The 24847-nt window shown below is 43.1% G+C and carries 11 protein-coding genes; all 11 read right to left on the minus strand.

Translation table 11 applies throughout. The annotated features are described in order from the left end of the window. Positions 1–179 precede the first annotated feature (179 nt). The 11 genes from KQP79_RS11950 to KQP79_RS12000 all read right to left on the minus strand — a co-directional run bounded on the left by KQP79_RS11950 (position 180) and on the right by KQP79_RS12000 (position 24831). Positions 180–1280 carry a DUF5017 domain-containing protein gene (locus tag KQP79_RS11950; protein ID WP_055235798.1) on the minus strand — a complete coding sequence of 367 codons (1101 nt, stop codon included), beginning with the start codon at positions 1278–1280 and terminating at the stop codon, positions 180–182. 30 nt (positions 1281–1310) lie between these two features. Beyond that, on the minus strand, positions 1311–3083 hold the full coding sequence (locus KQP79_RS11955; protein ID WP_004324280.1) for a RagB/SusD family nutrient uptake outer membrane protein: 1773 nt from the start codon (positions 3081–3083) through the stop codon (positions 1311–1313). A gap of 27 nt (positions 3084–3110) precedes the next feature. After that, positions 3111–6269: a SusC/RagA family TonB-linked outer membrane protein gene (locus tag KQP79_RS11960; RefSeq protein WP_008023920.1), complete on the minus strand. Its 3159-nt coding sequence runs from the start codon at positions 6267–6269 to the stop codon at positions 3111–3113. A gap of 159 nt (positions 6270–6428) precedes the next feature. Beyond that, complete coding sequence (locus KQP79_RS11965; RefSeq protein WP_008776115.1) at positions 6429–7964, minus strand: sulfatase-like hydrolase/transferase; 1536 nt, start codon at positions 7962–7964, stop codon at positions 6429–6431. Positions 7965–8256: 292 nt separating this feature from the next. Further along, the gene (locus tag KQP79_RS11970) at positions 8257–12315 is read right to left on the minus strand and encodes a two-component regulator propeller domain-containing protein (RefSeq protein WP_004310358.1); all 4059 of its coding nucleotides are present in this window, start codon (positions 12313–12315) and stop codon (positions 8257–8259) included. Between the two features lie 195 nt (positions 12316–12510). Then, positions 12511–13806, minus strand: coding sequence for an acetylxylan esterase (locus tag KQP79_RS11975; protein ID WP_138343097.1), 1296 nt, complete (start codon positions 13804–13806; stop codon positions 12511–12513). A gap of 5 nt (positions 13807–13811) precedes the next feature. Then, positions 13812–14882, minus strand: coding sequence for an endonuclease/exonuclease/phosphatase family protein (locus KQP79_RS11980; RefSeq protein WP_004310360.1), 1071 nt, complete (start codon positions 14880–14882; stop codon positions 13812–13814). 22 nt (positions 14883–14904) lie between these two features. Beyond that, entirely contained in the window at positions 14905–16677 is a 1773-nt protein-coding gene (locus KQP79_RS11985) for a RagB/SusD family nutrient uptake outer membrane protein (protein ID WP_004310361.1), read from the minus strand. Between the two features lie 11 nt (positions 16678–16688). Continuing rightward, entirely contained in the window at positions 16689–19721 is a 3033-nt protein-coding gene (locus tag KQP79_RS11990; RefSeq protein WP_015532086.1) for a SusC/RagA family TonB-linked outer membrane protein, read from the minus strand. A 12-nt stretch (positions 19722–19733) separates the two neighbouring features. Further along, the gene (locus KQP79_RS11995) at positions 19734–21572 is read right to left on the minus strand and encodes a RagB/SusD family nutrient uptake outer membrane protein (protein WP_004310363.1); all 1839 of its coding nucleotides are present in this window, start codon (positions 21570–21572) and stop codon (positions 19734–19736) included. Positions 21573–21591: 19 nt separating this feature from the next. After that, the gene (locus KQP79_RS12000) at positions 21592–24831 is read right to left on the minus strand and encodes a SusC/RagA family TonB-linked outer membrane protein (protein WP_008776109.1); all 3240 of its coding nucleotides are present in this window, start codon (positions 24829–24831) and stop codon (positions 21592–21594) included. Between the last annotated feature and the right edge of the window lie 16 nt (positions 24832–24847).

A 24847-nucleotide genomic window follows, 5' to 3' on the forward strand; every position in this document is an offset into this window, starting at 1 on the left:
AGTTGAGTAAAGAAAAATGCTTTTTCGGAGGAGAAGAAAGGGAAGAGGGTGGAAAGATATGGTAAAAGTAAAAGAGAGGAACCTCGCGGTCCCTCTCTTTCTGATGTTAAATTGATTAAAGTCTGATTTTTATAAACGTTTTCTATGATTGAAGGTTAGAAAAATTGGGGGATATGCTTTTATTCTACAACGTTTATAGTCAGTTCACGTATTACTTGACCACCTTGATGGACGTAGTTTGCATTGTTGGCTACGAAGGTAGCGGTGTATGTTCCGGCCTCCTCGTAGGTATGTGAGTATATCTCTAATGTTTGCGAGATATTTTTGATGGCTACACCAGCGTCAGGATCGCAGGAACCATTGAGGAGGATTGGATTGGAAATAAGCCAAGTATCTCCTTTGGTATAATCTTTTTTACCTCCACTCGTTACGAAATCATTCGGTTGGCTAGTTCTCCAAAAATATGGGATATTACCGTCCACTGTGGTATATGCTATCTTGTCTGCATATTCTGCGCTTTTCATTTCTTCAAGTGTCAGATTTTTGTTTCCTAATGCTTCCTTCAGTTTGTTGAAATGTCCTCCGTCTTTTGCAAGATCATCTAAATTATAGGTTACATTCAATGCCGAGAATTCGAAGTTCTTTGCATTAATTGTGGTTGATTTCCCATTGTTGAATTCTAGATTAAGTTGTAATCCTTTAATATGTATAACAGGCATTGTAGCGCTGTTGTCAAGGGGATTCAGGCGGAAAGCAATGCTGATTTCCTTGCCCAAGTAAGAAGTCAAAGGGCAGGAATAGTCTTTAGTAACTTTGGTTGCTTTAGGAAGCTCATCTTGGCTGACAAGTTCTGTCCATTCGCAATTAGTAACTGCTTCTTTGTCTTTTTCCACATTGTTGCCACTAATTCCTTCGAATTGATCGGATATTAATATGTGAGTAGAACCTTCGATGGTTTTCGCACTACCATAGTCATATACTACGGAGAAGTTGATTTCACATTTTTCTACGTCTTCCGGTTGCATTTCAATTCTGTTCCGGTGTTTGTATTCGTGCCCTATCTCACCGCTGAAGAAACTGATAAAATCAGGGTCACCATCGAAGCTGAACGTTACAGGGTTTCCTTTCTTTACAGTCACAGTTTTGCCATCGAAGCTGACATTGCTGTCTGTCACCACACCCACTTCCATTGCTGTTTCTTCTTTTAATTCCTTGTCGCATGAAGCCAGGGATAGTCCGGCAAAAGCGATAGTCATCAAACTTTTATATATTATTTTCATGTCCTTTTCTTTTTAAAGTTATTAAGAGAATTACCAACCCGGATTATTCGTCTTGATAGCACCGTTTGATCCTATTTCATTGGCAGGAATCGGGAAATAATTGTAAGACTTCGGAATATTGAAGTAAGTATATACATTGATTCCGAATTTCCAGGATTCGTCAGCCTGTGCCTTGTCCACTTGTTCCTGCATCAGTTTGTAATAGTCTCCCCAACGGATCAGGTCGAAACGGCGTGTGTACTCGAAACAGAGTTCCATTGCACGTTCGTCTTTGATAGCTTTGCGGAAGCTCTCTTCATCCAGATTTGCTGCAAGTTTTTTGATTCCTGCACGTTCTCTTACTGCATTGATACATTCATACGCCAAATCATTAGGGCCATGGTTGACTTCATTTTCTGCCTCTGCAATCATTAGCAGAATGTCAGAGTAACGGAGAAGAGGGAAGTTGATGGAAGTATCGTTTTTACTCTTCTTGTCTGCTTCATATTCTCTACGATATTTGGCGGCAGCCCTGTTGCGGTTCTTATTGGCATCGTTCTTCGATTCACGATCACCGTAAGTAGACCCCGGCTCTGTTTTACCATAGCTGAAGGATTTATCCCAGTATTGTTGTTCCACTTCATCTCTTTTTCCCTTTACAAATTCACGACCGTCCACCGGAGTACCTTCTCCTGCTGACTGGGTGTAAGTGAATGGAGCAATATTCCAGTTGCAACGGTCAATGTCATCGTTTGCTTCATACAATTCCAGCAGTTTAGGAGTATTCCAGATAAAAGCGTATGCATAGCCCGGATCACCTTTACCAGTAATGGATGCTTTGGAAGAAAGGTCCTTACCCTGAATGCCGATAATATTACCGATTCTACCTTCTGCACGTACATCCGTCGAACGGTTACCTGCAAATTCTACTTCCCAAATACTTTCATTAGCCTTGGCACCATCCTTATTGAGAGCAGTGTTATACTTATCAGAACAAATGTCGATAAAGAAGTCCCAATATTTGGCAGTTAGTGAATGACCCTCATTCTTGACTAACTGTGCATAGTAACTTGCTTTTTTGAAATATTCTGTAATCTCGGCACTAGTCGTGTTGTTAGCCAAACCCACTTCCTTGTCACGTTTAGGTTCACCGGCCCGGAACATATATACACGCGCCAACATTCCCCAAGCAGCCGATTTGGAAACACGTCCCGGTAAATAGTTCAAATCTTGAGCAGATTTGAGATCCTCGGCAGAACCATACATCTCTTTGATGATAAAATCATAAATCGTCTGTTTGTCCGTACGTGGAATGGAGAGGTTATAGGCATCTTCTGTAGAAGTAGTCTTGAAAGGTACATCTCCCCAACATTCTACCAAAGTAAAATAATAGAATGCGCGTAAGAAACGGGCTTCGGCTTTGTACTGCTTGCGGGTATCGTCGTTCATATCGGGCACTGCATCAATATTTTCCAGGAAAATATTGGCTCTGTTGATGCCGGAGTATAATGTGTACCACAATGCTGCAACGGCCGGATCACTTGTGTTGGCATTGTTACAGATCAACCCACTTTTGTTAGGTCCGCGGTTGGCACCACCATAGTGTCCCAGATCGTCACCTCCTACAAGGTATAAGAACTCATTTCCGTAGAAGGAACTTTGTCCCAGAATGGCATAGGTTCCTGTCAGCCAAGAGGTAGCGTCCGCTTCATTTTTGAAGAAGTTTTCAGGAGTGGTGTATGTCGGGTCTTTTTCCAAGAAATCGCAGGAAGTCAGGTTAAGTCCGACAAGAAGTGATATGATGATTATTTTTATTGTTTTCATATACGTAATTGTTTGAAGGATGATTGATTAGAAACCTAAGTTTATACCAAAACTGATAGAGTAGGCTCTCGGATAAGCGGAGAAGTCCAGTCCCGGAGTCAGTGCGCCTTCACGGATAGATACTTCCGGGTCGTAACCGGAATACCCTGTACATGTCCATAGATTCTGACCGGCAACGAATACGCGTGCATTGTCTATCTTCCATTTCTTGGTCAGTTGTTTCGGCAGTGTATATCCTAAAGACACGGTCTTCAGACGAAGGAACGAACCATCTTCGATAATACGTGTAGAGAACACTTTGTTAGAACCGGAGTCGGTAGCTCTCGGAATATTACTTTCCGGATTTTCCGGTGTCCAGCGGTCTGCGTAACTTGCGTATTGGTTCAAGTCACGTGTTTTATTGCTGTTCTCGAAGAACAGGCGGTTGGCATTCAATACATCGTTTCCATACGACCATTGGAAGAAGATGCTCAAGTCAAATCCTTTGTATTCGAAATTGTTGGTAAATCCGCCCGTATGTTTCGGCATACCGTTACCGATCATAGTGCGGTCGTTATCGTCGATGATACCGTCACCATTCAGGTCTGCGTATTTCGGCATACCCGGTTGTGTATTACTTTCGGAAGAGAAATACGGAACATTGCGTTTCAGTGTATATGTATCACCTACTTTGTCGAAATCTTCGTATTTGTATGTACCTTCGTAGATGAATCCGTACATCATTCCCATCGGATAACCCACTTTGGCAATGTAGCTGTATTGAGAGTTATAGTTCTGGTCAAATTTGGCTGCACTCAACAGAGAAGATTGGTTTTCGGCCAATTCTAATACTTTGTTCTTGTTGAATGCGATATTAAAGTTAGTAGTCCATGAGAAATGACGGTTCTTGATATTGGTTGTGTTCAATGTGAGCTCGATACCTTGGTTGCGTACCTTTCCTACATTCTTCATGGCACTGAAATAACCGGAAGAGGTGGGAAGTGCAGTATTCAGCAACAAATCACGAGTCGTTTTACGATACCAGTCTACGGTTAATCCGATGCGTTCGTCCAGGAAGCCTAAGTCCAGGCCTAGGTTCCACTGTTCGGTAGTCTCCCATTTCAGTTTTCTGTTTCTTAAGGAAGTGGGCACTGTACCTACACTTGTCAGGCTGTTTTCGAACGGATATACACCACTCGGTAGGCTACCGATCGAAATAAAATCTCCAACTTTATCTTTTAATATCTGATATAAAGCATACGTATCATACTCGCCTACACGGTTGTTACCGGTCAATCCCCAGCTTGCTCTTAATTTACCGGAAGAAACAACAGACTTCAATGGTTTCATAAAATCTTCCTCCATGAATCCCCATGCCAATGAACCGGAAGGGAAATAGCCGAAACGGTTATCACCACGGAATTTGGAAGAACCGTCGGAACGGAAAGAAACCGTTGCATAATACAATGATTTGTAGTTATAGTTCAAACGTCCCAGGAAAGAGAGCATAGACCAGGAACTCTTTAATGATTTGGTCGTACTGGGAGTTCCTTCACTCATTCCTGCCATCCCGAGTGCTTCGTTTGGAATTTGCACTGTCTTGTATGAATAGTATTCATAGTCAGAATTTTGCAGAGTTACACCTACCATACTATTAAAGAAATGCTTCCGTTTGATATTGGTCTGATAGGTTAGAATATTTTCGTTCAACCACGTTGCACGTTGAGAATGGTAGATTTCTGCATTCACCTTATCGGATGATTTCGGATTACCATAACGAGTTTTCGAGTTGTTGAATGTTTCCCCTTTGCGGGTATCGAATGTGTAACCGCCGGAAACTTTCAACTTCAATCCTTTGATAAATTCATATTCTGCAAATCCGTTGAACTGGATATAGTTCGCGTACGTCTTGCGATATTCATTTTTCAAAGACATGATAGGGTTGAAACGATAGTCGTTGGTATTGTTTATCGCGTCGTCCATGATGTTATCCATCAACGAGTTTAATGGTCTGTCCGGTTCGGTCACAGGGCGATATCCCCATACACTATAGAACAGGTTATTCATACCACTGTATGAGTTCTGGGAAGGAGAACCACCGGTAGTTGTAGTACTGGAATAGTTGGTCGTCAGATAGATTTTCAGTTTCTTCTTTTGGATGGTAGTACCCATACGGCCTTGTACACGTTTGTAGTTTGATTCCAACAAGATACCGTCCTGGTCATAATAAGATAAAGAAGCATTGTAGCGAACTCCTTCCGAACCACCGGTCAGGCTGACATTGTGGCTTTGCATCCATGCGCTGCGGAAGATTTCATCCTGCCAGTTATATTGCGGGATATTTCTATAATCTTCCAGTCCCCATTTCTTACCGTCATAATTCATGAAGTAGGTAGTTTCCATATCTTTGGGACTACGTTCTGCCTGTAGTTTGACGAATTCATAGGCATCCATCATCGGGATCGTTTTGGTGATATGCTGAATACCGAAACTTCCGTCGTATTTAATTTTAGGTTGGCCGATTGTTCCTTTCTTGGTTGTAATCATCACGACACCGTTGGCACCACGGGCACCGTAGATAGCGGTAGCAGAGGCATCCTTCAGGAAGTCGAGTGACTCGATATCGTTCTGATTAATGGCTGCGGCTATGGAGGGGTCTTCCACCGGGAAACCGTCAATGACATAAAGAGGAGAGTTGTCCTGTGTCAAAGAGTTGTTACCACGGATGACGATGTTCATCTGTCCGCCCGGCATACCTTCGCCCGAACTTACGTTGACACCGGCAATACGTCCGCCCAATGTCTCGCCGAAAGAAGCAGTCGGAGTGCTAAGCAGTTCCGCCATACTGGCTTTGGCAACAGAGCCAGTCAGATCCTTCTTGCGTATCTCCTGATAGCCGACTACTACCACTTCGTCCAATGTCTTTGTGTCTTCCTTTAATGTGATAACCATTGGCTTTTGAGTGTCCACCTTCATTTCTACTGTGACATAACCAATGAAAGAAATAACCAATATCGAATTTTTATTGGGCACGTTAAAAGCAAATTTACCGTCAAGGTCAGTGATTGTTCCTTGCGAAGTACCTTTTACCTGGACACTGGCTCCCGGCACTCCTTCTCCTAAGTTATCCTTCACTGTACCTTTAACAAGTACCTGTGCAAGTACAAAAGAAACAGAAAACAGGATCAGTCCGATGGAGGAGAGCATCCTTTTTCTAGTTTGAGTGGATAAATGTTTTTTCATATATTAAAAATTAAGTGATTTTATTGAATCTACGCTTGCAAAGATAGATGGATTGAATATTCTAATATGGATAGAATTATTCAAGATTGGTGCAAAATCATACAATTTTCCTGTTCTCATAAACTATTTTTCTTTTACGGATTCTAGTAATTCAGATAATTCTTTCACTATGTCGGGGTATTGTTTTGATACATTCGTTTTCTCCGATGGATCGGAGGATAAATCGTAAAGTTGAGGCTGTTTGTCGTTGCCTAACTCCATTTTCGTCCAATACTCGATAGCGGGGCCGTCGCTCGGTTCGATGTATTTCCATTGACCTTTTATGATGGCAAGTGTGTTATTGAGATTCTGTTGAACGACATACTCACGGTTTGTATTATTTTTGCCGAGGAGTACGTTCAGATGTTCTTGACTATCGGGAGCAGCTCCTTTACGTAAAGGTTGGTCCAAAAGGGAGGCGAGCGATGCATACACATCTATTTGAGAGAAAAGAGCTTGTTGCTTGTTCGGCTTTACTCGGGCAGGCCAGCGGACGATAAATGGAACGCGTGTCCCCGCTTCGTAAGCACTGTATTTCCCACCACGGTAGATCCCCATCGGAGTATGCCCGTTGAGAAGTTCGTAAGCTTGGTCTTGATAGCCGTCGTCGATAACAGGACCGTTATCGCTGGTAAAGATCAGGATGGTGTTGTCTGCGATGTGGAGGCTGTCCAGTGTGTGCATGATTTCACCGATGGTCCAGTCCAGTTGCAGGATGACGTCGCCACGAGTGCCGAGTCCGCTTTTGCCTGCGAAACGTGGGTGGGGGATGCGCGGTACATGTACGTCTTGCGTACCCATATATAAAAAGAAGGGTTCTTCCTGATGGGATGCAATGAAATTCTTGGCCTTGTTGGTGATGATATCGGCTATGTCTTCATCTTTCCAAAGGGCGGATTTTCCTCCGGTCATCCAGCCGATACGGGGAATGCCGTTGATAATTGTATTGTTGTGTCCCTGGCTGGGTTTTAAAGTGACGAGCTCTGGGTTCTCTTCTCCCGTAGGCCAGTCGCCTACTTTGTGGTCGTAGTTTACGGTGATAGGATCATTGGGGTCAAGTCCTACGACATGTCCGTTTTCTACAAATACACAAGGTACACGGTCTACGGTAGCCGGAATAATAAATTCGTAGTCGAACCCGATGCTTTGTGCGTTAGGGGTAATCCGGTTGTTAAAGTCGGTTCCACCTTTCGGACCGAGTCCCAGATGCCATTTGCCTACTGCACCGGTTGCGTATCCTGCATCTTTCAGCATATCTGCCATGGTGATGCAGGTAGTGTCGATAATGAGTTCAGAGTTGCCGGGAGCGATTCCTGTGTTTTCCTGTCTCCAAGGATACATACCTGTCAGGAGTCCGAAACGGGAAGGGGTGCTGGTGGCAGAAGTTGCATAAGCATTGGTGAATTGTACTCCTTGTCCTGCCAACCGGTCGATGTTGGGAGTGCTCACTTTTGTTGCTCCATAACAACTTAAATCACCAATGCCGAGATCATCTGCAAATATATAAATAATGTTAGGCTTTTGGCTATTCTGCCCATTGTTCTTTTGGGGTGCATGATTGCATCCTGACAGCGTGACGATGCCGGACAATAGGGGAAGTAGACGCGAAACGTTTTTCATAATGCTGAATGTTTTAGGAAATAATGTAATGAACACAAAGATAAGCGAATGGAAGAAAAAGAATGAGTAGGAATGTACAAGTGAAGTACAAAATAGTACACTTAAGAGGTTACCTTCTTTATTCGGGCGAAGATGTCCGGACTAAGAAACCGTTTATATCATAAATTTAGGCACGGATTACACGGATTAACGCTGTTGTTTTCATACTCATCGTTTTTTAATCCGTGAAGTCCGTGTGATCCGTGCCTAATAATATAAGATTATTTTGCAAGAGTGCTTGTATAGTTGCATGCTAATCTGTTTCTTCTCCGTCCCCTTCTTCTTCGCTCTCTTCTCCTTTACGATAAGCCAGCGGACTGACGTGATAAATCTCCTTGAAACATTTACTGAAATAGCGGGAGGAGGAGAACCCAATCCGGTCAGAGATCTCCGTGATATTCAGCTCCGGGTTATTCCTTAACATGACAGCGCCTTTTTTGAGACGTATGCTTAGGATGAAATCATTCGGGGTCTGGCCTGTAACTGCTTTCAGTTTAGTGAATAGGTTCGTACGTGCCATACCCATTTCGCGGGCGAAGATATTAACGTTGAAATCCGTATTGTCCAGATGACGTTCGATAATGGCCATCGCGCGGTCGAGCATCTCCTTATCCATCGGGTTGGTAGCCAACATTTGGGCAAAAGCCTGTGGTTGTTTGCTGAACTTCTCTTGCAATAGCCGGCGGGAATTAACTAGGTTATTGCAGCGGGAAATCAGAAGATTGGTATTAAACGGTTTCGTGATATAATCATCCGCACCAATCTTCAAACCTTCGATATTGTGCTCTATAGCAGTACGTGCGGTTAATAATACCACCGGAATATGGCAAGTGTTAAAGTCCGTCTTGATCTGTTTGCAAAGTTCCGTACCCGACATGCGTGGCATTACGACATCACTTAAAATGATGCTCGGCATATCCTTCTGTATCATCTCTAATGCTTCTACTCCGTCGGAAGCCGTACTGACTTGATAGAATGTTTCGAAAATACCGACTAACATCTGTTTGATAGATTCATTGTCTTCCACTATCAGCATTTTGGCGTCTTCGATGCGCTTGTTATCTTCTTCTTTCCATTCCGAATCAGGGATTATTTCTACTGAAGGAACAATAGTCTCTGTTTGCTGGATGGTTTCCGTATCATCTTTCGCTATTTGCTCTTCTGTGAAGTGTTCCTTGCCTAGTTTGAGGGTGATAATGAAACTGCTTCCTTTGCCCGGTTCGCTTTCTACCCGGATTGTGCCGTGATGAAGTTCCACAATACCTTTCGTCAGTGCCAGTCCGATGCCTGTACCGGCTCCGGTATTCAGCGAGTTGAGATGCTCGGTCTGATAGAAACGGTCGAATATCTTATCAATTTCGGCAGCGGCGATACCTGTACCTGTATCTTTTATTTCAATGATGACATGGTCTTTCTCCTGCGATACATTAATCGAAATTGTATCTTCGGCCTTGGTATGCTTCACTGCATTAGACAGCAGGTTGTTTATCACTTTCTGCATCTGCTTTTGGTCATACCATACTTCAATGTCATCCTTCTGTTTGTTGAACTTGAAGTTGATTTGTTTACTGCTCGCATATTCGAGGAAGAGCAAATAATTCTCATACAGGAAGTTAACCAGATTGTGCTGGCTAACTTTGATCTTCATGTGACCCTGTTCCTGTTTACGGAAATCAAGTAGTTCCGTAATCAGTTCCCGTAATTGGAGACTGTTCTTGTAGATTCCCAATACCTTATTATATATATTAGGCGTAAATGTCTGCACCTGCAACAAAGTTTCCACTTGTCCCACGATCAGCGTTAACGGTGTGCGGAATTCGTGCGAGATGTTAGTGAAGAAACGGAGTTTCGACTGGTTCAATGCTTCGAGGTCTTCAATATGCTTCTTTTCGTACTTCAAAGACTCACGGAGTTTGATGCGCGAATTATAGTTCTGAATAAGATACCATAACAGGCTGATAGTGACAATGGTATAAATCAGGTAAGCCCACCATGTCTCATACCATGAAGGGAGTACGATAATCAGCAGTCTGGCCTCTTTTATTCCTTCCCTCTGTGATTTGATGACAAGGGTATATTTACCCGGATTCAGGTTTGTATAAGTAATCAGCGTTTGCTTCCGGTAAGTATGGTTCCATTCGTCTGAGAAACCCTCCAGGCGATAGAGAATTTCATCTCTGTTGGCAGGGATGAAGTTGGAAGTGGCATATTCGATGCTAAACATCGATTGATTCGCTTTCAGACTGATTTCCGGAGTATGACAGATCGACTGTTCCAGGATGCCGCTTTCATCTCCCGGAACTACTTCTTTTCCGTTGACAAACAGGCGGGAAAGAATGATATTATATGATTTGGGAGTGAAATGTAATTTTTTCTCCCAGAAAGAAATCATTCCCTGAATACCGCCAAGGAATACTTCTCCGTCATGTGTCACAAATAGTGCGTTTTCATTGACGGCAGTCAACGGGAATCCATTCTCCGTACCGTAATTATAGAATTTCTTGCTTGGATAGTTGAACTGTGAGAATCCCTGATTGGTAATCAGCAATAAGTCTCCTTTCTGTATGGACGATTCGCATACTTCGTAGATACAGTCGCTGGATAAACCATCTGTCTGTACATCGAAGTTTTCAAAGTCATCACTTGCCTTACGGTAACGGTCGAGACCGCTTCCGGAGGTGCAGAACCACAGATTACCGTTACTGTCCTGCATGATACTGTTGATATTATTGTTGCTAAGACTGTTCGGATTAGCGGGATTGTGTGGATAATTAGTAAGTTTACCGCTGTCGAACCGGTAAGAATAAACACCCTCCCCGGTAGCCGCAATCCACAATGTACCGTCTTTATCAATGCAAAGACTGGCTACCATGCCAATACCTCTTCCTTCTTTAGTCTCTTTGAAGAGCTGTTGGCAAGCGCCTGTTGCCGGATTGAAAAGACAAACACCGTTTTGTGTGGCGACAACCAGCTTGTCCTTATAAGGTACAATGTCTCGGACGATATCCGAAGGTAGTGAGGTTGGGTCTCCGGCTTTCATTCGGTAGACTGTGAAACGGTTAGTACGCAGGTCGAGTTTGTTCAATCCTCCCAAGTGTGTACCTATCCACATGATTTCATTAGTCCGGTCGTAGTAGATTGCTTTGACATTGTTATGGGAAATGCTATTTTTGCCCTCTTCGTGGCGATACCACCGATAGGTGTTATCCTTCCGGTTATACACATTCACGCCGCCGCCTTCGGTACAAATCCACAGGTTTCCGTCCTTATCTTCAGTCATTCTACCGACGATCGGACTACTTAGACCTTCTTTCTCTGTATCTCCGGTTTTGTAACGGGTATAGATTTCATATTCTGGATTGAAATAGTTGACACCTCCGAAATAAGTACCCAGCCAAATTGTTCCTTGTTCATCTTTGACGATGCACCAGATGGAGGAGTGGGTAAGTCCGTCGGGTTTGTTCGCGTTGGCAGTGTAAAGTTGGAATTTACCTGTGCTCTTTTCATAGCGATTTAACCCGTGAAAGGTTCCTATCCACAGATTTCCTGCATTATCTTCACAGCAACTCCTTACGAAATCGGTGCAAATACTGTTTGGATTTTTAGGATCATGACGGAAGTTCTCAATGGTACTATCTGTTTTTATCCGGTAGAGTCCTTCTTCCCAGGTACAGATCCATAATTCTTTAGACGAATCTTCGTAAATACTCGCGATATTACCTCTTGTGACAGGTTGGGAAATCTTTTTGTCTCCCGATAAACAGTAAAGTCCGTTACTGGTAGTTCCCATCCACAGATTTTTCTTTTCGTCCAGGTGGAGGCAGGAGAGGGTGATATCTTTTCCGGCAAGATGATAGTAGAGATCGAAGTTTCCGGTACTTTCATTATATACAAACACTTCTTCTCTTTTCCCGATATATAATTTCTCGTTGAAATAAATAGCATCCACATTGCCTTGCAGCAACGTTTTGAATCTTTGTGTGGTCAGATCGAACTCTGCTACCCCGTCCGTACAGAGCAGGTATACCTTCCCGTTTTTGTTTCCGGTGATACGCAGCACTGTATTGCTGAACAAACTGTTCGGATCGTTTTTATTAAGTTTGAAACTTTTGATATCGTTACCGTTATACCGGTTCAGTCCTTCACGCGTGCCAATCCATATAATCCCCCGTTCATCAATATAAAGGCTATTGACAGAAAATTGGGAGAGTCCGTCGTCCGTGGTCAAGTGGCTAAAAGTGATGTTTTGACCTTGTGTGCGGACTCCAGCTACGCTTAAAAATAGCAGAAATAAAAGAATTACTTTTCTCACTAATTTATTTTTTAAGGTGTTTACATCTATGCAAATATATTGTTTTTATTCGATTTCAGTGAATCTTATTAGAAGAAAGTAACTATAAAACACCGGAAGAGAATTCTATTTAACAGAATTACTCTTCCGGTTTCTAACCTAACTAACCTCTTGTTATAGTGTTTGTGCCTGTTTCGTTTTTATCAGTTCAGATTATTACCACACTACATACTGATTGAAAAAACGAGTACTTTCAGCAATCCATGAGTCCATGTTCTCATAAGCTGCAAAGTGTCCTGATGTAGGGTAACATATCCAGCGTTTAGGTGTACGGATGTGATTGTATGCTGCAAAATTTGTATGTGGTGGTGTAATGTTGTCCTGAAGTCCGAATCCCATTAATACTGGGCATTTGATCCATCCGGTCAGATTCTTCAAGTCAAAGTAAGTTAGTAATGAGAATATTTTATCTTTGTCAATATTCTGCCGGGCAGCTCCTTCGAATACCAAGTTGGCAGGCCTGTGAACCAAACGGAAATAATCGGGATAGTCTGACAGAAAGGGTACGATAGGCGCAGCTGCGGAAATACGATGGTCGAGTGACGCTGCTGCTAATGTGAGCGCTCCACCTTGCGAAATACCTGTAGCAAAAAGGTTTTGTCCGTCAAAGCATGGCTGAGCAAAAATAAAATCAATACTGCGGACTGTATCAGCAAAAGCACCTCTGTAATAGTAATGTTTGGGTGAATCCAGTCCGAAAGCAATCCACTCACCAAAGCGGTTATAAGGTTTGTTGAGGCCTTGTCCACGGGGTGGAATGACCAAGATACACCAACCGGGATAGTCGTCGGGACTGGGAATCCAGGTGACGGCATCATAACCTTGATAAACCACTACGGCCGGATGACTCTGACCATCTGTAGGGACTGCCCAATACCCCCGTAAGATTTCTCCTTCAAGCGAGCGCATTTCTACTTCGTAAACATCACGCTCTGGCTTCGAAGATTCAGGTAGACGTGTCATTTTATAGGCAGGGTGTACACGTTTAAGTTCGGTGATGGTTTTATTCCAAAATCTTTTTAAGTTAGGGGGACCATCCGGTTTGGATAAAATCTGTTCGGCTTCGTATCCAAAGAAGAAATGTTTCAGAGTATCGGTGCCGGCAATGAAACAAACCTGGTAAAATCCGGGAGTGAGATTCGTGAGAGTGACTGATGCACGACTGCGAAAGCCTCCACCGGGAGCTATCGAATCTGTTCCGAAAGAGTAGGTTATAAAGGTAGACGATACAGCATTGCCGAAATCTGTTGCAATGTCCATGCGTATCCTATCCGAAAAACCTGACTGTGCAGATGTCAATTCCAGCATGAAGCGTACTGGATGTTCGTTATCGAACATCCAGTTTTGCTCAACAGGAATATTGAGATTTATGGTCTTCTGTGTATAACTTCTTATTGAGTATCCGGTCAGGAGTATAATGACGTATATCCACTTTTGCATCCTGTTAATCATTGTAATTACTCTTTGATATAAAACGTAATCAGCACTCCTTTATGATCGCTTGGCCACTGATTGTTTACGGGCGGAATGATTGGATCTTTGGTTTGTTCTTCTATTCTTTGTCCGCGTACAATAGAGCCTGTTGGACCTACTATCTGGGCACTTTTTATTTGTAGATTTTTATTTGGATAATAGTAAACGAAATCAATTCGTTCGCGTTCATCTGCCTCCGGTGCCCATGAGAGATTCTCTGGAATGACTGATTTATTGTCTGCTGGAAAAGTGAATCCCGGACATTTCACCGGATCGGGATGAATTACCCGGTAGGCATCTTTATATCCCCGTTGAACCAACAATTTGGAAGTTCCCCAATTGACGATACATCCGCGATGATCGAATAGATCTTTTGTATCGGCCTGCCAATCCAGATAAGAAGGCTCATTCAGATCTCCGGCAAAAAATACGAGTGCTCCTTGCTCTAGCTCTTTGGCAGCGTTGTTGATAAAAGCTTGGGCGGATTCTATACGGTCTGATTCTTCGCAGACAGCAAGTATCTTGTTTACATCAGTGATAGGAGCCGGAAGTTTATCCCAATTAACGCTACCGTCATTGTATCCCCGGGGATAGTAACAGGTGTAGTAACGATACTCTGAATGTGCCGGGTAAACGGCCACTCGTTTCCCATTGACATCCAGAATCGCTTTGAACATCCATTTGTTGATGCGTTCTGTCTCTTTGATCGGATATTTTGATATGACCGCTCTTCCGTCTATTCGTGCATCGTAATAGATGAGTCCCTTATCTTTAAGCCCTTGCATTAGTTTAGGCATCACGGGATCGTCTTGTGGACCTTTATATAATTCGCAAAATGTAGCAATGTCTGGCTGTAGGGTAGCAATCTGTTCTATCAGATATTCCGGAGCATGCTCCACCTTGGTACACTCCACCCATAAGTTGAGTTGAAGGAACTTAATCTCTGTTTTCTTTCCTGTTTCTTCTTCCGGTACAGATACTTCCGTATCGGTTTTAGAACATGCAGTGATAACAGGAAGTATGGCAATAATAATAGTTAATAACCACTTTTGCATAATCTGTATTTTTTAGATTTGATTACCAGCCCGGATTCTGACAGTTAGTTCCTGAAGCATTCTGTAACCGGATCGCTTCGTCACCCGGTATTGGATATAATAGGAATTTTTCACTATATGCTTTTCGGTTATTATCTACTACAAAACGGGAGTAACTTCCATCTGAGTTTGCCTTCATTCCGGTAATTACTTTATCTGTTTGATCCAGCATCTTCCAACGGCGTACATCAAAGAAACGGTGTTCTTCAAAAGCAAGTTCTACGCGTCTTTCGTTCCTGATTCGCAGACGAAATTGATCACAGGATAATCCGTAAGGAATGCCTGGCATACCTACTCTGGAACGTACTGCATTGACTGCGTCTACGGCATCATTGGGTACAGTTCCGGTAGTAGATGCTTCATTAGCTGCCTCTGCATAATTCAAATATAATTCAGCCAGGCGGAACTCTTTGAAGTAACCATCCAGATTGCCGGAACGTCCGGATTTATAATGTGAGAACTTACGCGTATAATAGCCGGTACAGGTGTAACGTGCGTTACTGGGATCAAGTGCACAGTTTCCTCCTGTCTTGGTTGAGAGTAGTGCACCGGTTTCCAGGTTTAGTTTAGAACCATCGTAATAAATAGAAGCTTTAAGACGCGGATCACGGTTCTCATACGGTTTGGCTCGATTGTAGAGACCTTCAACAGCCGAATTCAAGTTAGGCTGCAGATGATTGGCATCTAGATAAGGGCTCTCTAAATTGAGCAGAGGATAAGATTCTGTCATGTCACCGTTCACAACTTCATAGGCATCAAGTAGCTCTTGCGACGGACACGCACCGGCATCTGTCTGGCCGTCGGTAGTTGGCAGGCCAGCATAATTCCACATATACATTTGTCCAACTTCCATAATGGTTTCTTTGTCATTAACTACCGGCAAGTCAGTGCGCGAATAGAAATACACATCATAAGGAGAATAACCAGCTGTAGCATTCGGCTGTTTCTTATAAAGTTCATAATTGTTCGCCAGACAGTCATCCAGAGACTTTTTAGTAATTTCTGCGGCTTCTGTCCAAGTGATTGTTCCGTCATTGTACAGAGGACTGGCTGCATAGAGTGATATCTGTGAACGGATGGCTGCACAGATGGCTTTTGTCATAACGTGACGGTAGTTCTCCTTATCTAAGGAACGCCATCCCCATTCTTCAACAGTGGGAATATCAATAGCAGCCTGACAATCAGCTAATATTTGGCGGGCACACTCGCCAAATGTACCTCTTTTAACCTTGGTATAATCGTAGTCGGGAGTTGTTATGATGGGAACACCTCCATAACGTTTCACCAATTGAAGATAATAGAAAGCGCGTAATGTAAGTACCTGTGCCTTGAAACTGTTACGTATATCTTCCGAGTAGACACTGGCAGTAGGGATATTGGCAAGAAAGATGTTGCAGGCACGAATCCCTTGATAATAATAATTGTAGTTTTCCGGATTTCCTTCGATGCCCTCCAGCGGATTGCTGAAGGGAGATAATTGTCCTTCATTCCATTTGCGGGTAACTCCGTTCTGTAGTTCCCAGGAATCTTTGGCTTCATCCGTACAACCAGCTAGCATGGTATAGTTATAGTTCATTCCGTAATTCAGAATCCATCCATAACATTGATTCATATAAGTATACGTTTTACGGTTCGTGGTAAACAAATCGCTGTAATCCGTACGGCCGTCCGGATGATCTTCAATTTCAGTACATCCTATGAATGAGGATAATATGAGCAAGGAGAATACTCCTGATATGATTTTATTTATTTTCATAACTTCAGTCTTTAGAAATTCAGGTTAAGTCCTATGTTAAATGTTCTGTAAATGGGGTATACAGAGTAGGAATATTGTTCCGGGTCCAGATTATCGAACTTGAGAGATGAGGTGGTCAACAAATTGGCTCCGCTGATATAGAATCTCATTTTCTCCAGTTTCAGCTTACTGCTCCAACGTTTAGGAAGTGTATAACCTAATACTACATTCTTCAATCTCATATAGTTATTTTTGGAATAGAAGAATTCATTCGATTGGAGACTTGAAGAGCTTCCTGTGGTCAAAGCCGGATAGCTGATTTTTTCATTTGCCGCATAGCGATCTGCTGTCCAGGCATTACGGTGCAGGTCTGTGTACACTCCTTGGTAAGCATTATCGAAGATACCGCATCCACTGTAATAGGCTGCTGTACCTGATACACCTTGTAACTGAACATACAAGTCAAAGTTTTTGTATTCCAGTTGAATAGAACCACCATAAGAAAGTGTAGGTAGTGTCTGGGCTTTGTCCATCGGTGCCTGGTCACGCTCATCTATATTTCCGTCGTTATTTAAGTCTTTGTAAATGAAATCACCTGGGCGCGGAGAAGCACCAGAGAATCGCAGACCGCTTTTATCTATTTCCTCCTGGCTATTATAGTAGCCGTTTCCGTTGGAATAGTCAATCAGATATCCGAACTGTTGTCCTGCAGAATAGCCGGTTTTACGATATGGATAGTAATATCCGCTGGCGGTACGGTTCAACTCTTTTATGTCAGTTACTTCATTTTTATTGTATCCCATATTCCCTCTGATAGTCATTCTTAATCCACATTTCAGATTCTTGATATAAGATAGTTCAAGATCAAATCCTTTGTTGTTCATCTTACCCAGATTTTCAAATGGCAGATTTTCACTGGCGATACCTTGTGCAGAAGATACACTGTTATTTTGGATAGCCATTTGGGTCTGTTTCACGTTCCAATAATCAAATGTGATACCTAGTGAGTTGAATAAGGTAACATCTATTCCGTAATTTTGCTGGAAAGATTCTTCATAATGGATATACGGATTACCTTGCATACCTTCTACAGTATGAAAGCCATAGTAGTTGCTTAGTAAGTAACCTGCATCTTTATAACGTACATCTGTAGCATACAGGAAACGGGTGTCAGATATCTGGTCATTACCCAGCCAGCCGGCAGATGCGCGTATTTTGAGGAAGGACAACCAATCTGTGTCTTTCAGGAAACTTTCGTTGGATACCACCCAAGCGGCAGATACTGTCGGGAAGAATTTAAAACGGTTACCTGGTTTGAACTGTTCTGTGCCATCATAGGTAAAGTCTCCCTGTATATAGTACCGTGAATCATAGCCGTATTTCACATGTCCCATTAATGACAAACGATCGTATGGGAGATCACCGTTTTTCATCATATTCTCATTGAAATAGCTGACAAATGCATCTACTTCATGTTTGCCTCCAAAAATACGATTATAGTTGATGAATCCTTGGAAGTTGATAAAGTAGCGCATATTAGCGGTCTTACTTAAACTTAGAGGAAGAGTGGTGTGAGTACCGAAAAGTCCGCTGCCATTGGCTGCATAACGTGCGTAGTCAGTAGAACCATAGATTGTTCCGTCATAGTTTGCTTCATAACCTACTATTCCTTTTACGCTCAATCCTTTAGTCAGGAATCCCAGATCCAGATTCATTCCATAAGCGACGTTCAGATTGATACCTGTTTGATGGCTATATCCGGAGCGGTTGATAAGTCCGTAAGTAGGATATTCATTGTATTCTGCAGTAATCACTTTTCCGTCTTCGGTGATAGGTCCAGGTACGGTGGGGGCCATCTGATAGATCGAATTCATGATATCTCCTGTCCCGTTGTATCCTTGATTCATCCGGTCGATAGTGACATTTGTGTTAAGGAAACAGTTTAGATAACGATGCAGAGTGACGTCCACATTAGCTAAAATGTTGAAGCGATGCAATTTGAGTGCAGGATTATAATTATCATTCTTCTCTGCATCAATCAGGCTGTTTTGGTGAAGATAACCGGCATTAACAAGGTATTTAACCCGGTTGTTACCTCCGCTGATATTTACGTTGTAACGTTGCATACTGGCTGCATCATTCATAAAAGTGTCATACCAGTCGTGTCCCGGCATAGTTCCATCTGTAAACCCGGCTATTTCATATAAAGAATAGAGTGGAGTGCCACCGTCATTGAGTAAGGCCTGGTTACGCATTTGTGCGTATTCACCGGTACTTACTATTTTAGGACGCTGGGTAGCCTGTTGTATGGAGAAGTCCATGTTCACATTTACTTTAGTACGTCCTATTTCGCCTCTTTTTGTAGTAATAAGAATTACTCCGGAAGAAGCTCGCGGACCATATAATGCTTTAGCTGCGGCATCTTTCAGAATACTGACAGATTCTACAGTGTTGGCATCGAGTGTATTCATATCGAATAATGGAGCCGGAATTCCATCGAGTACAACCAAAGGTGAATTACCGTTTATGGAATTCAGACCACGTATATACATCGTTGTTGCATCATCGGCTGGTGTGCTGGTGGATTGGATAGAAGTCAATCCTGCCAAGCGTCCGGTCAGCGTAGCTGAAAATCCGCTATTAGGTGTTTTAACTAACTCTTCTCCCTGAACGGTAGAGATTGCTCCTGTATAACCTCCTTTTCTCTCTTTCTGCAGCATGGCTACTTCGAGAGATGTATCCTGACCGGCGATGTCTGATATCAGACAAAACTCTACCGGTTTATTCAGAGTGAATTTCATTGTCTGGTTCCGATATCCCGGAATCTTACAAATGACCATACTGGCTCCCGACGGAATCTCCATGATGAATTTTCCGTCTTTATCACTGCTTGTGGTGTATTCGGGATTGTCCGGGACAGAAATGATTGCGCCGTCTAAAGGTTCGTTGCTCTCATTCCGCACCACACCGGATATAACTTCTTGCACTTGTGCCCGGCATACTTCATTGCCTGTGAACAGGCATACGATGCACAAAAGTGTGATTATTCTGTTTTTCATATACATTCTGTTTTATGATTACCATCCTGCATTTTGCCACGTCTGTCCTGTCGTGCCTTCCAATACGGCTGCTTCATTGGCAGGGATAGGATATACGTGCCATTTCTTTTCATAACTCATTTTGCTCGGTTTGCTGCCGTCTGTTCCTAGATTGATTCTTTCATAAGAGAATGAGTTTCCATTTTTGGTGATTCTCATACCTGTGGTAAACTTCTCATTTTCCATATTCTCATTGGCGGGTGTCCAACGGCGGATATCGAAATATCTGTCTTCTTCACAAGCCAGCTCTATCTGGCGTTCGTGGCGTACCAATAAACGAGCTTCGTTCTTGTCGTTTGTCGACAGATCAACCGAAGGATCAAAACCTGCGCGATGACGGATTTCATTGATCCATTCCAGGCCTTCGGTAAGGTGTCCGCTTTCAATAGCGGCTTCGGCGGCATTCAGATAAATTTTGCCTAATCGGTAAAAACGGAAACGGCCATCATATCCAGCCACTCCGGCTGCCTTACAGTTACCGTTTACCATTCTTTTTCTCCAATAATAACCGGTACGTGTATTCGTATTTCCACTTGTACGGATTTCGCTATTTCCTCCCACGTACGTTTCTACTACTGCCGGTTCCTTTCCTAACAGCACAGGACTGTTATTATAAAAAATTGTAGCCTGGAAACGAGGATCACGTCCCTTATAAGGGTTGGCTGGGTCATAACCGCTATTAGGGTTATAATTAGGTGACAGATGCTTCTCATCGTTATAAGGTTTCGATAAATCCAGTACAGGCTTTCCTGTTGCTAGCATATCATAGGCGTCTACTAATTCTTGGGAAGGAACAATAGTTAATTGAGCGTTTCCCAATACCGGAGCTCCGATAACGTCATACAAAGGATTGGTGTATGGGTCGGGCCAATAGCCTTCGGTACTTTGCCAGATTGTTTCTTTATCACTGGGATCTGTTCCGATATAGTTATTGAGCGTAAAGTACTCCATATAAGCATTGTTATAGTACTTTTCAGTATCCGCACATTTAGTATACAATTCATATCCATTGGCTTTCAGCTGTTCCAGACAGTCTTTGTTGATTGTGTAAGCCCATTCCCAAAGATCTTTGCCGCCATTGTTGTAAGTGCTGGCTGCGAATAGACATGCTTCGGAACGGATAGCCATTGCGATACCTTTGGTCATTCTGATCTTCTCGTTGAGTGTTGTCAGTCGCCAAGGGAGGTTGCTGGATTGCAAAGCTATTTCGCAATCATCTACAATGAATCGGGCACAGTCTTCGAAAGTAGGACGTGATAGAGTTGAATAATCATAGTCTAAACCGTATGGCTCTTTCTCAATAGGCACAGGACCATACCATTTCAGTAACTCCATATAGAAATAAGCACGGAGTACATGAGCCTCTGCTACCCAACGGTCACGGTCGCTTTCTCTTGGTATGGCGGCGGTGGCTGCCCGTTGGAGGAATGTGTTGATAATACGGATTTGCCCCCAGTATAACTGCCAGTATCCTCCTTCTGAGTAGGTGTCACCCATATCTCTGCGAACGTCGAGATAGAAGTCGGTGGTGGTACAGTTGCCGGATGCGGCATGTGCAAAGCCGGCACCGGAACCATCCGTGCAATCCCACGCTTCATCACTAAGTGCTACGGGATAGTTGCTCCAGAAATGATATCGTAAACTCTTTTTAGGCAGATAGTCAAAGCAAGTACTGAAATAAGCTTTAGTCAGATCGGGATCTTGGAATACTTCGTCCAGTGATAATCTTCCGTCGGGAGCTACATCCAACGCTTCATTACAAGAACTGAATGTGAGCAAGGAAGCAAACATGCATATATAAATCAATCTTTTTTTCATATCGGTTTTGTTTTAGCCGTTAAAATGTAATATTTAAACCTACATTGTACGTACGCATTGTTGGATAGGCTGCCGGACTGTTTTGTTCGGGATCGAAGCTGTCAGTCTTCAGGTGAGTCCATGTATACAAGTTGTTACCACTTAAATAGAAACGTACATTGGAAGCACCGATTTTCTTGCTGATGCTTTCCGGTAATGTATATCCTACTTCTGCATTTTTCAGACGTATATATGAGGCATCCATGATAAAGAAGTCGTTGGGCTGCAAGCTCGGGCCGCCACTGCTGGACAGACGAGGATACGTAATCTTTTCGTGATTATTATAGCGTTCTTCGCTCCAACGTTCCATGTGCATCTTGTAAAAGTTGCCGCTGCTTTCATAAATACCGGCTCCTGAATAAGTCTTGCTGTATTGGCCTACTCCCTGCAACATGATAGAAACATCGAATCCTTTCCAGTTGGCAGATAAAGAGAAACCGTAGTTGATGCGAGGCAATAGGGAGGAATAGCCAATGGGAGCCTTGTCACGGTCATTGATGACACCGTCTCCGTTGAGATCTTTATAAATAAAGTCTCCGGGTTCCGGTGTTCCTACACCTTCATAAGTCAGTCCGCTCTTGGCAATACTCTCGTCGCTATAGAAGAATCCTGTGCCGTCACGCCCTTTTTCAGGATCATAGCTGTGGTCGATGATATATCCCCAGTTTTGTCCTAATGAGAAGCCGGTGGTGCGGGTGCGATAAGCATAATCCTTACCTAATAGTGGCTCGTCATATTCCAATACTTTGTTTTTGGCATAACTGAAGTTTGCATTAGCAGAAACAGATAGCCCGTTTTTGAATTGTTTCTGATATCCGAGGACCATTTCGAATCCCTGATTCTTTACTTCACCATCGTTCATCAGTGGAAGAGCGGATGAGGGAAGACCTTGAATCATAGGAGTAGTCTGCGGGATAATCAGAATATTTTTTCTTTTTTCAACAAAGTAGTCAAATGAGAAGGAAAGATCATGATACAAGGATATGTCTATACCATAATTCTGTTTTTCAGCTGTTTCCCATGTGATGCTTTTGTTTCCTATGTAGTTTTCGGCTATCTTGTAACCTTGTCCCCAACCGGAACCATTGGAAGCATATCCCAAGCTTGGGGATAACCAATGATCTCCTTTACTGTCGGTGACTACGGAATATTGACTGATATTATCCAGATAAAGGAAACGGGCTGAACCGAAGGCGTCGTTACCAACTTTTCCCCAAGAAGCTCTTAACTTCAGATTGGTCAAAACCGGATTATCCTGAAGGAAGCCCTCATTAGTAATCAGCCAACCGAAAGAGGCAGCCGGGAAGAGACCAAATCGTTTGTCCGGTGAAAATTGTTCAGAGCCGTTATAACCTACGTTGACCTCTGCAAAATAACGTCTGTCATAGTCATAAGTTGCACGTCCGGCAATACCGATGACGTTGTAAGGAAGCAGTAGGTCACCGGATGTTTCTTTGGATTCTTTGATGTCCCGTTGAGCTAGAAACATAGCAGTGACATTATGCTTTCCGGCGAAGGTCTGGTTATAGTTGATTTGTCCCTGTAAGTTCATAACCCAATAAGATTCGGAAGACTTTGTGAGTTCAATCGGGCCGTCTTCGTCCTCCAGGCTAGGATGGCGATTGATAAACAAATGCTCTCCTGAAGCTAATGTCTGATACGTATACCAGGTATAGGAACGTTTTCCGATTGTTTTCCCAAATCCTTTGGAGTCGAAAGATACCTGGCCTTTGACAGAGAGCCCTTTAGTGATAAATCCCAAATCTATTTCTACTCCTCCGATAACATTGATTCCCGATCTGGTTTCCAGTTGATAGCCCGAACGGTTGATTAGCGGATATGCACTCAATGAATTGTTGGCGGGATCTTCTACGGATAATCCGGCACCAATAGGGAAAGTACGTATAGCATCAGTAGCGTATGCACCTTCCGGGGTGAGATACATGGAAGTAGGGCGTGAGGTCAAAGCGCTGTTGAATACACTTGACATACTTGCGGAAGTTCCGTTGATCCGTTCCAGATAAGAGGAAGCGTTTAAGTTAATCTTTACCGACTTATTGACTTTGTAGTCGATATTTGAGCGGAAGTTGTAGCGGTCTAATGAAGACTGGGCATTGTATCCCAACCTGGATTTAGGTTCTACGTTGAACATACCTCCCTGATGCAGATAGCCTGCACTTACAAAGTATTGAAGTTTGTCCGAACCTCCCGAAACGTTCATGTTGGCTCTGGTCATGGGAGCATAATCTCTGAACAAGATATCTTGCCAGTTATTATTCGGATAAAAATCCGGGTCTACAGGATTACCTGTTTTCCATGAGTCGAACTTATCAATGTCCGGCCCGAGGAATTCAGCGGAATTTCCGTCGTTCACGAGTGCTTCATTGCGAAGTCTGACCCAGTCCCATGAATCCAGACGTTCGGGCTTGAAAGCGATTTCCTGCATGCTGAATTCTACATTGGCACTGATACGGGCAGTTCCTTTTTCACCTCTACGAGTGGTAATCATTATCACTCCGTTGGCACCACGTACTCCGAATACTGCTGTTGCGGAAGCATCTTTCAATACGGAGATATTAGCAATCTCGTTCGGGTCGATAGATCGCATATCGTCTACAGCTACTCCATCTACCATAATTAATGGGTTTGTTCCGTTTGTAGTGGCAGCACCACGCAGGAACATGGTGACTTCGTCACGTCCCGGTTCACCGGAGGTCTGGATAGTTGTCAATCCTGGGAGTTTTCCGGATAAAGCGGAACTTAGGTTGGGCGATGAGGATTTCATCAAATCTTTTCGATCAATGGAAGCTACGGAACCGATGACAGAAACCTTTTTCTGGGTACCGTAAGCTACCACTACAACTTCCTCCAGGTTCGCTACGTCCGGATGCATGATGATACGCATGTCTTTTTTAGCAGGAATGTCCTGCTTTTGATAACCTACATAACTGATTTCCAGTATAGCGTTGGGGGCAACCGATAAAGAGAAACGACCGTCTATGTCTGTAATAGTACCATTCGTTGCTGCTCCTTTTTCTATGACGGAAGCTCCGATCAGGCTTTCACCGGACTCGTCTACGACGACTCCAGAGGCTGTTATTTTAGACTGTTGCTGTGTCAGGGTAGCATCTCCGATATCCGATGCATTTCCTGTAACGGGAATACAGATTCCCAACCCAAGCAACAGGCACATTTTGTATAGCCAATAACTTTTTTTCATAACTATAACGTTTAAG

The sequence above is a fragment of the Bacteroides sp. DH3716P genome, from assembly GCF_025914115.1.
Taxonomy (GTDB): Bacteria; Bacteroidota; Bacteroidia; order Bacteroidales; family Bacteroidaceae; genus Bacteroides; species Bacteroides ovatus.

Coding starts and splice junctions, on each gene's coding strand:
- KQP79_RS11985 (WP_004310361.1), bottom strand. CDS start 16,677: ATGAAAATAAATAAAATCATATCAGGAGTATTCTCCTTGCTCATATTA.
- KQP79_RS11965 (WP_008776115.1), bottom strand. CDS start 7,964: ATGAAAAACGTTTCGCGTCTACTTCCCCTATTGTCCGGCATCGTCACG.
- KQP79_RS11995 (WP_004310363.1), bottom strand. CDS start 21,572: ATGAAAAAAAGATTGATTTATATATGCATGTTTGCTTCCTTGCTCACA.
- KQP79_RS11980 (WP_004310360.1), bottom strand. CDS start 14,882: ATGCAAAAGTGGTTATTAACTATTATTATTGCCATACTTCCTGTTATC.
- KQP79_RS11960 (WP_008023920.1), bottom strand. CDS start 6,269: ATGCTCTCCTCCATCGGACTGATCCTGTTTTCTGTTTCTTTTGTACTT.
- KQP79_RS11950 (WP_055235798.1), bottom strand. CDS start 1,280: ATGAAAATAATATATAAAAGTTTGATGACTATCGCTTTTGCCGGACTA.
- KQP79_RS11990 (WP_015532086.1), bottom strand. CDS start 19,721: ATGTATATGAAAAACAGAATAATCACACTTTTGTGCATCGTATGCCTG.
- KQP79_RS11955 (WP_004324280.1), bottom strand. CDS start 3,083: ATGAAAACAATAAAAATAATCATCATATCACTTCTTGTCGGACTTAAC.
- KQP79_RS12000 (WP_008776109.1), bottom strand. CDS start 24,831: ATGAAAAAAAGTTATTGGCTATACAAAATGTGCCTGTTGCTTGGGTTG.
- KQP79_RS11975 (WP_138343097.1), bottom strand. CDS start 13,806: ATGATTAACAGGATGCAAAAGTGGATATACGTCATTATACTCCTGACC.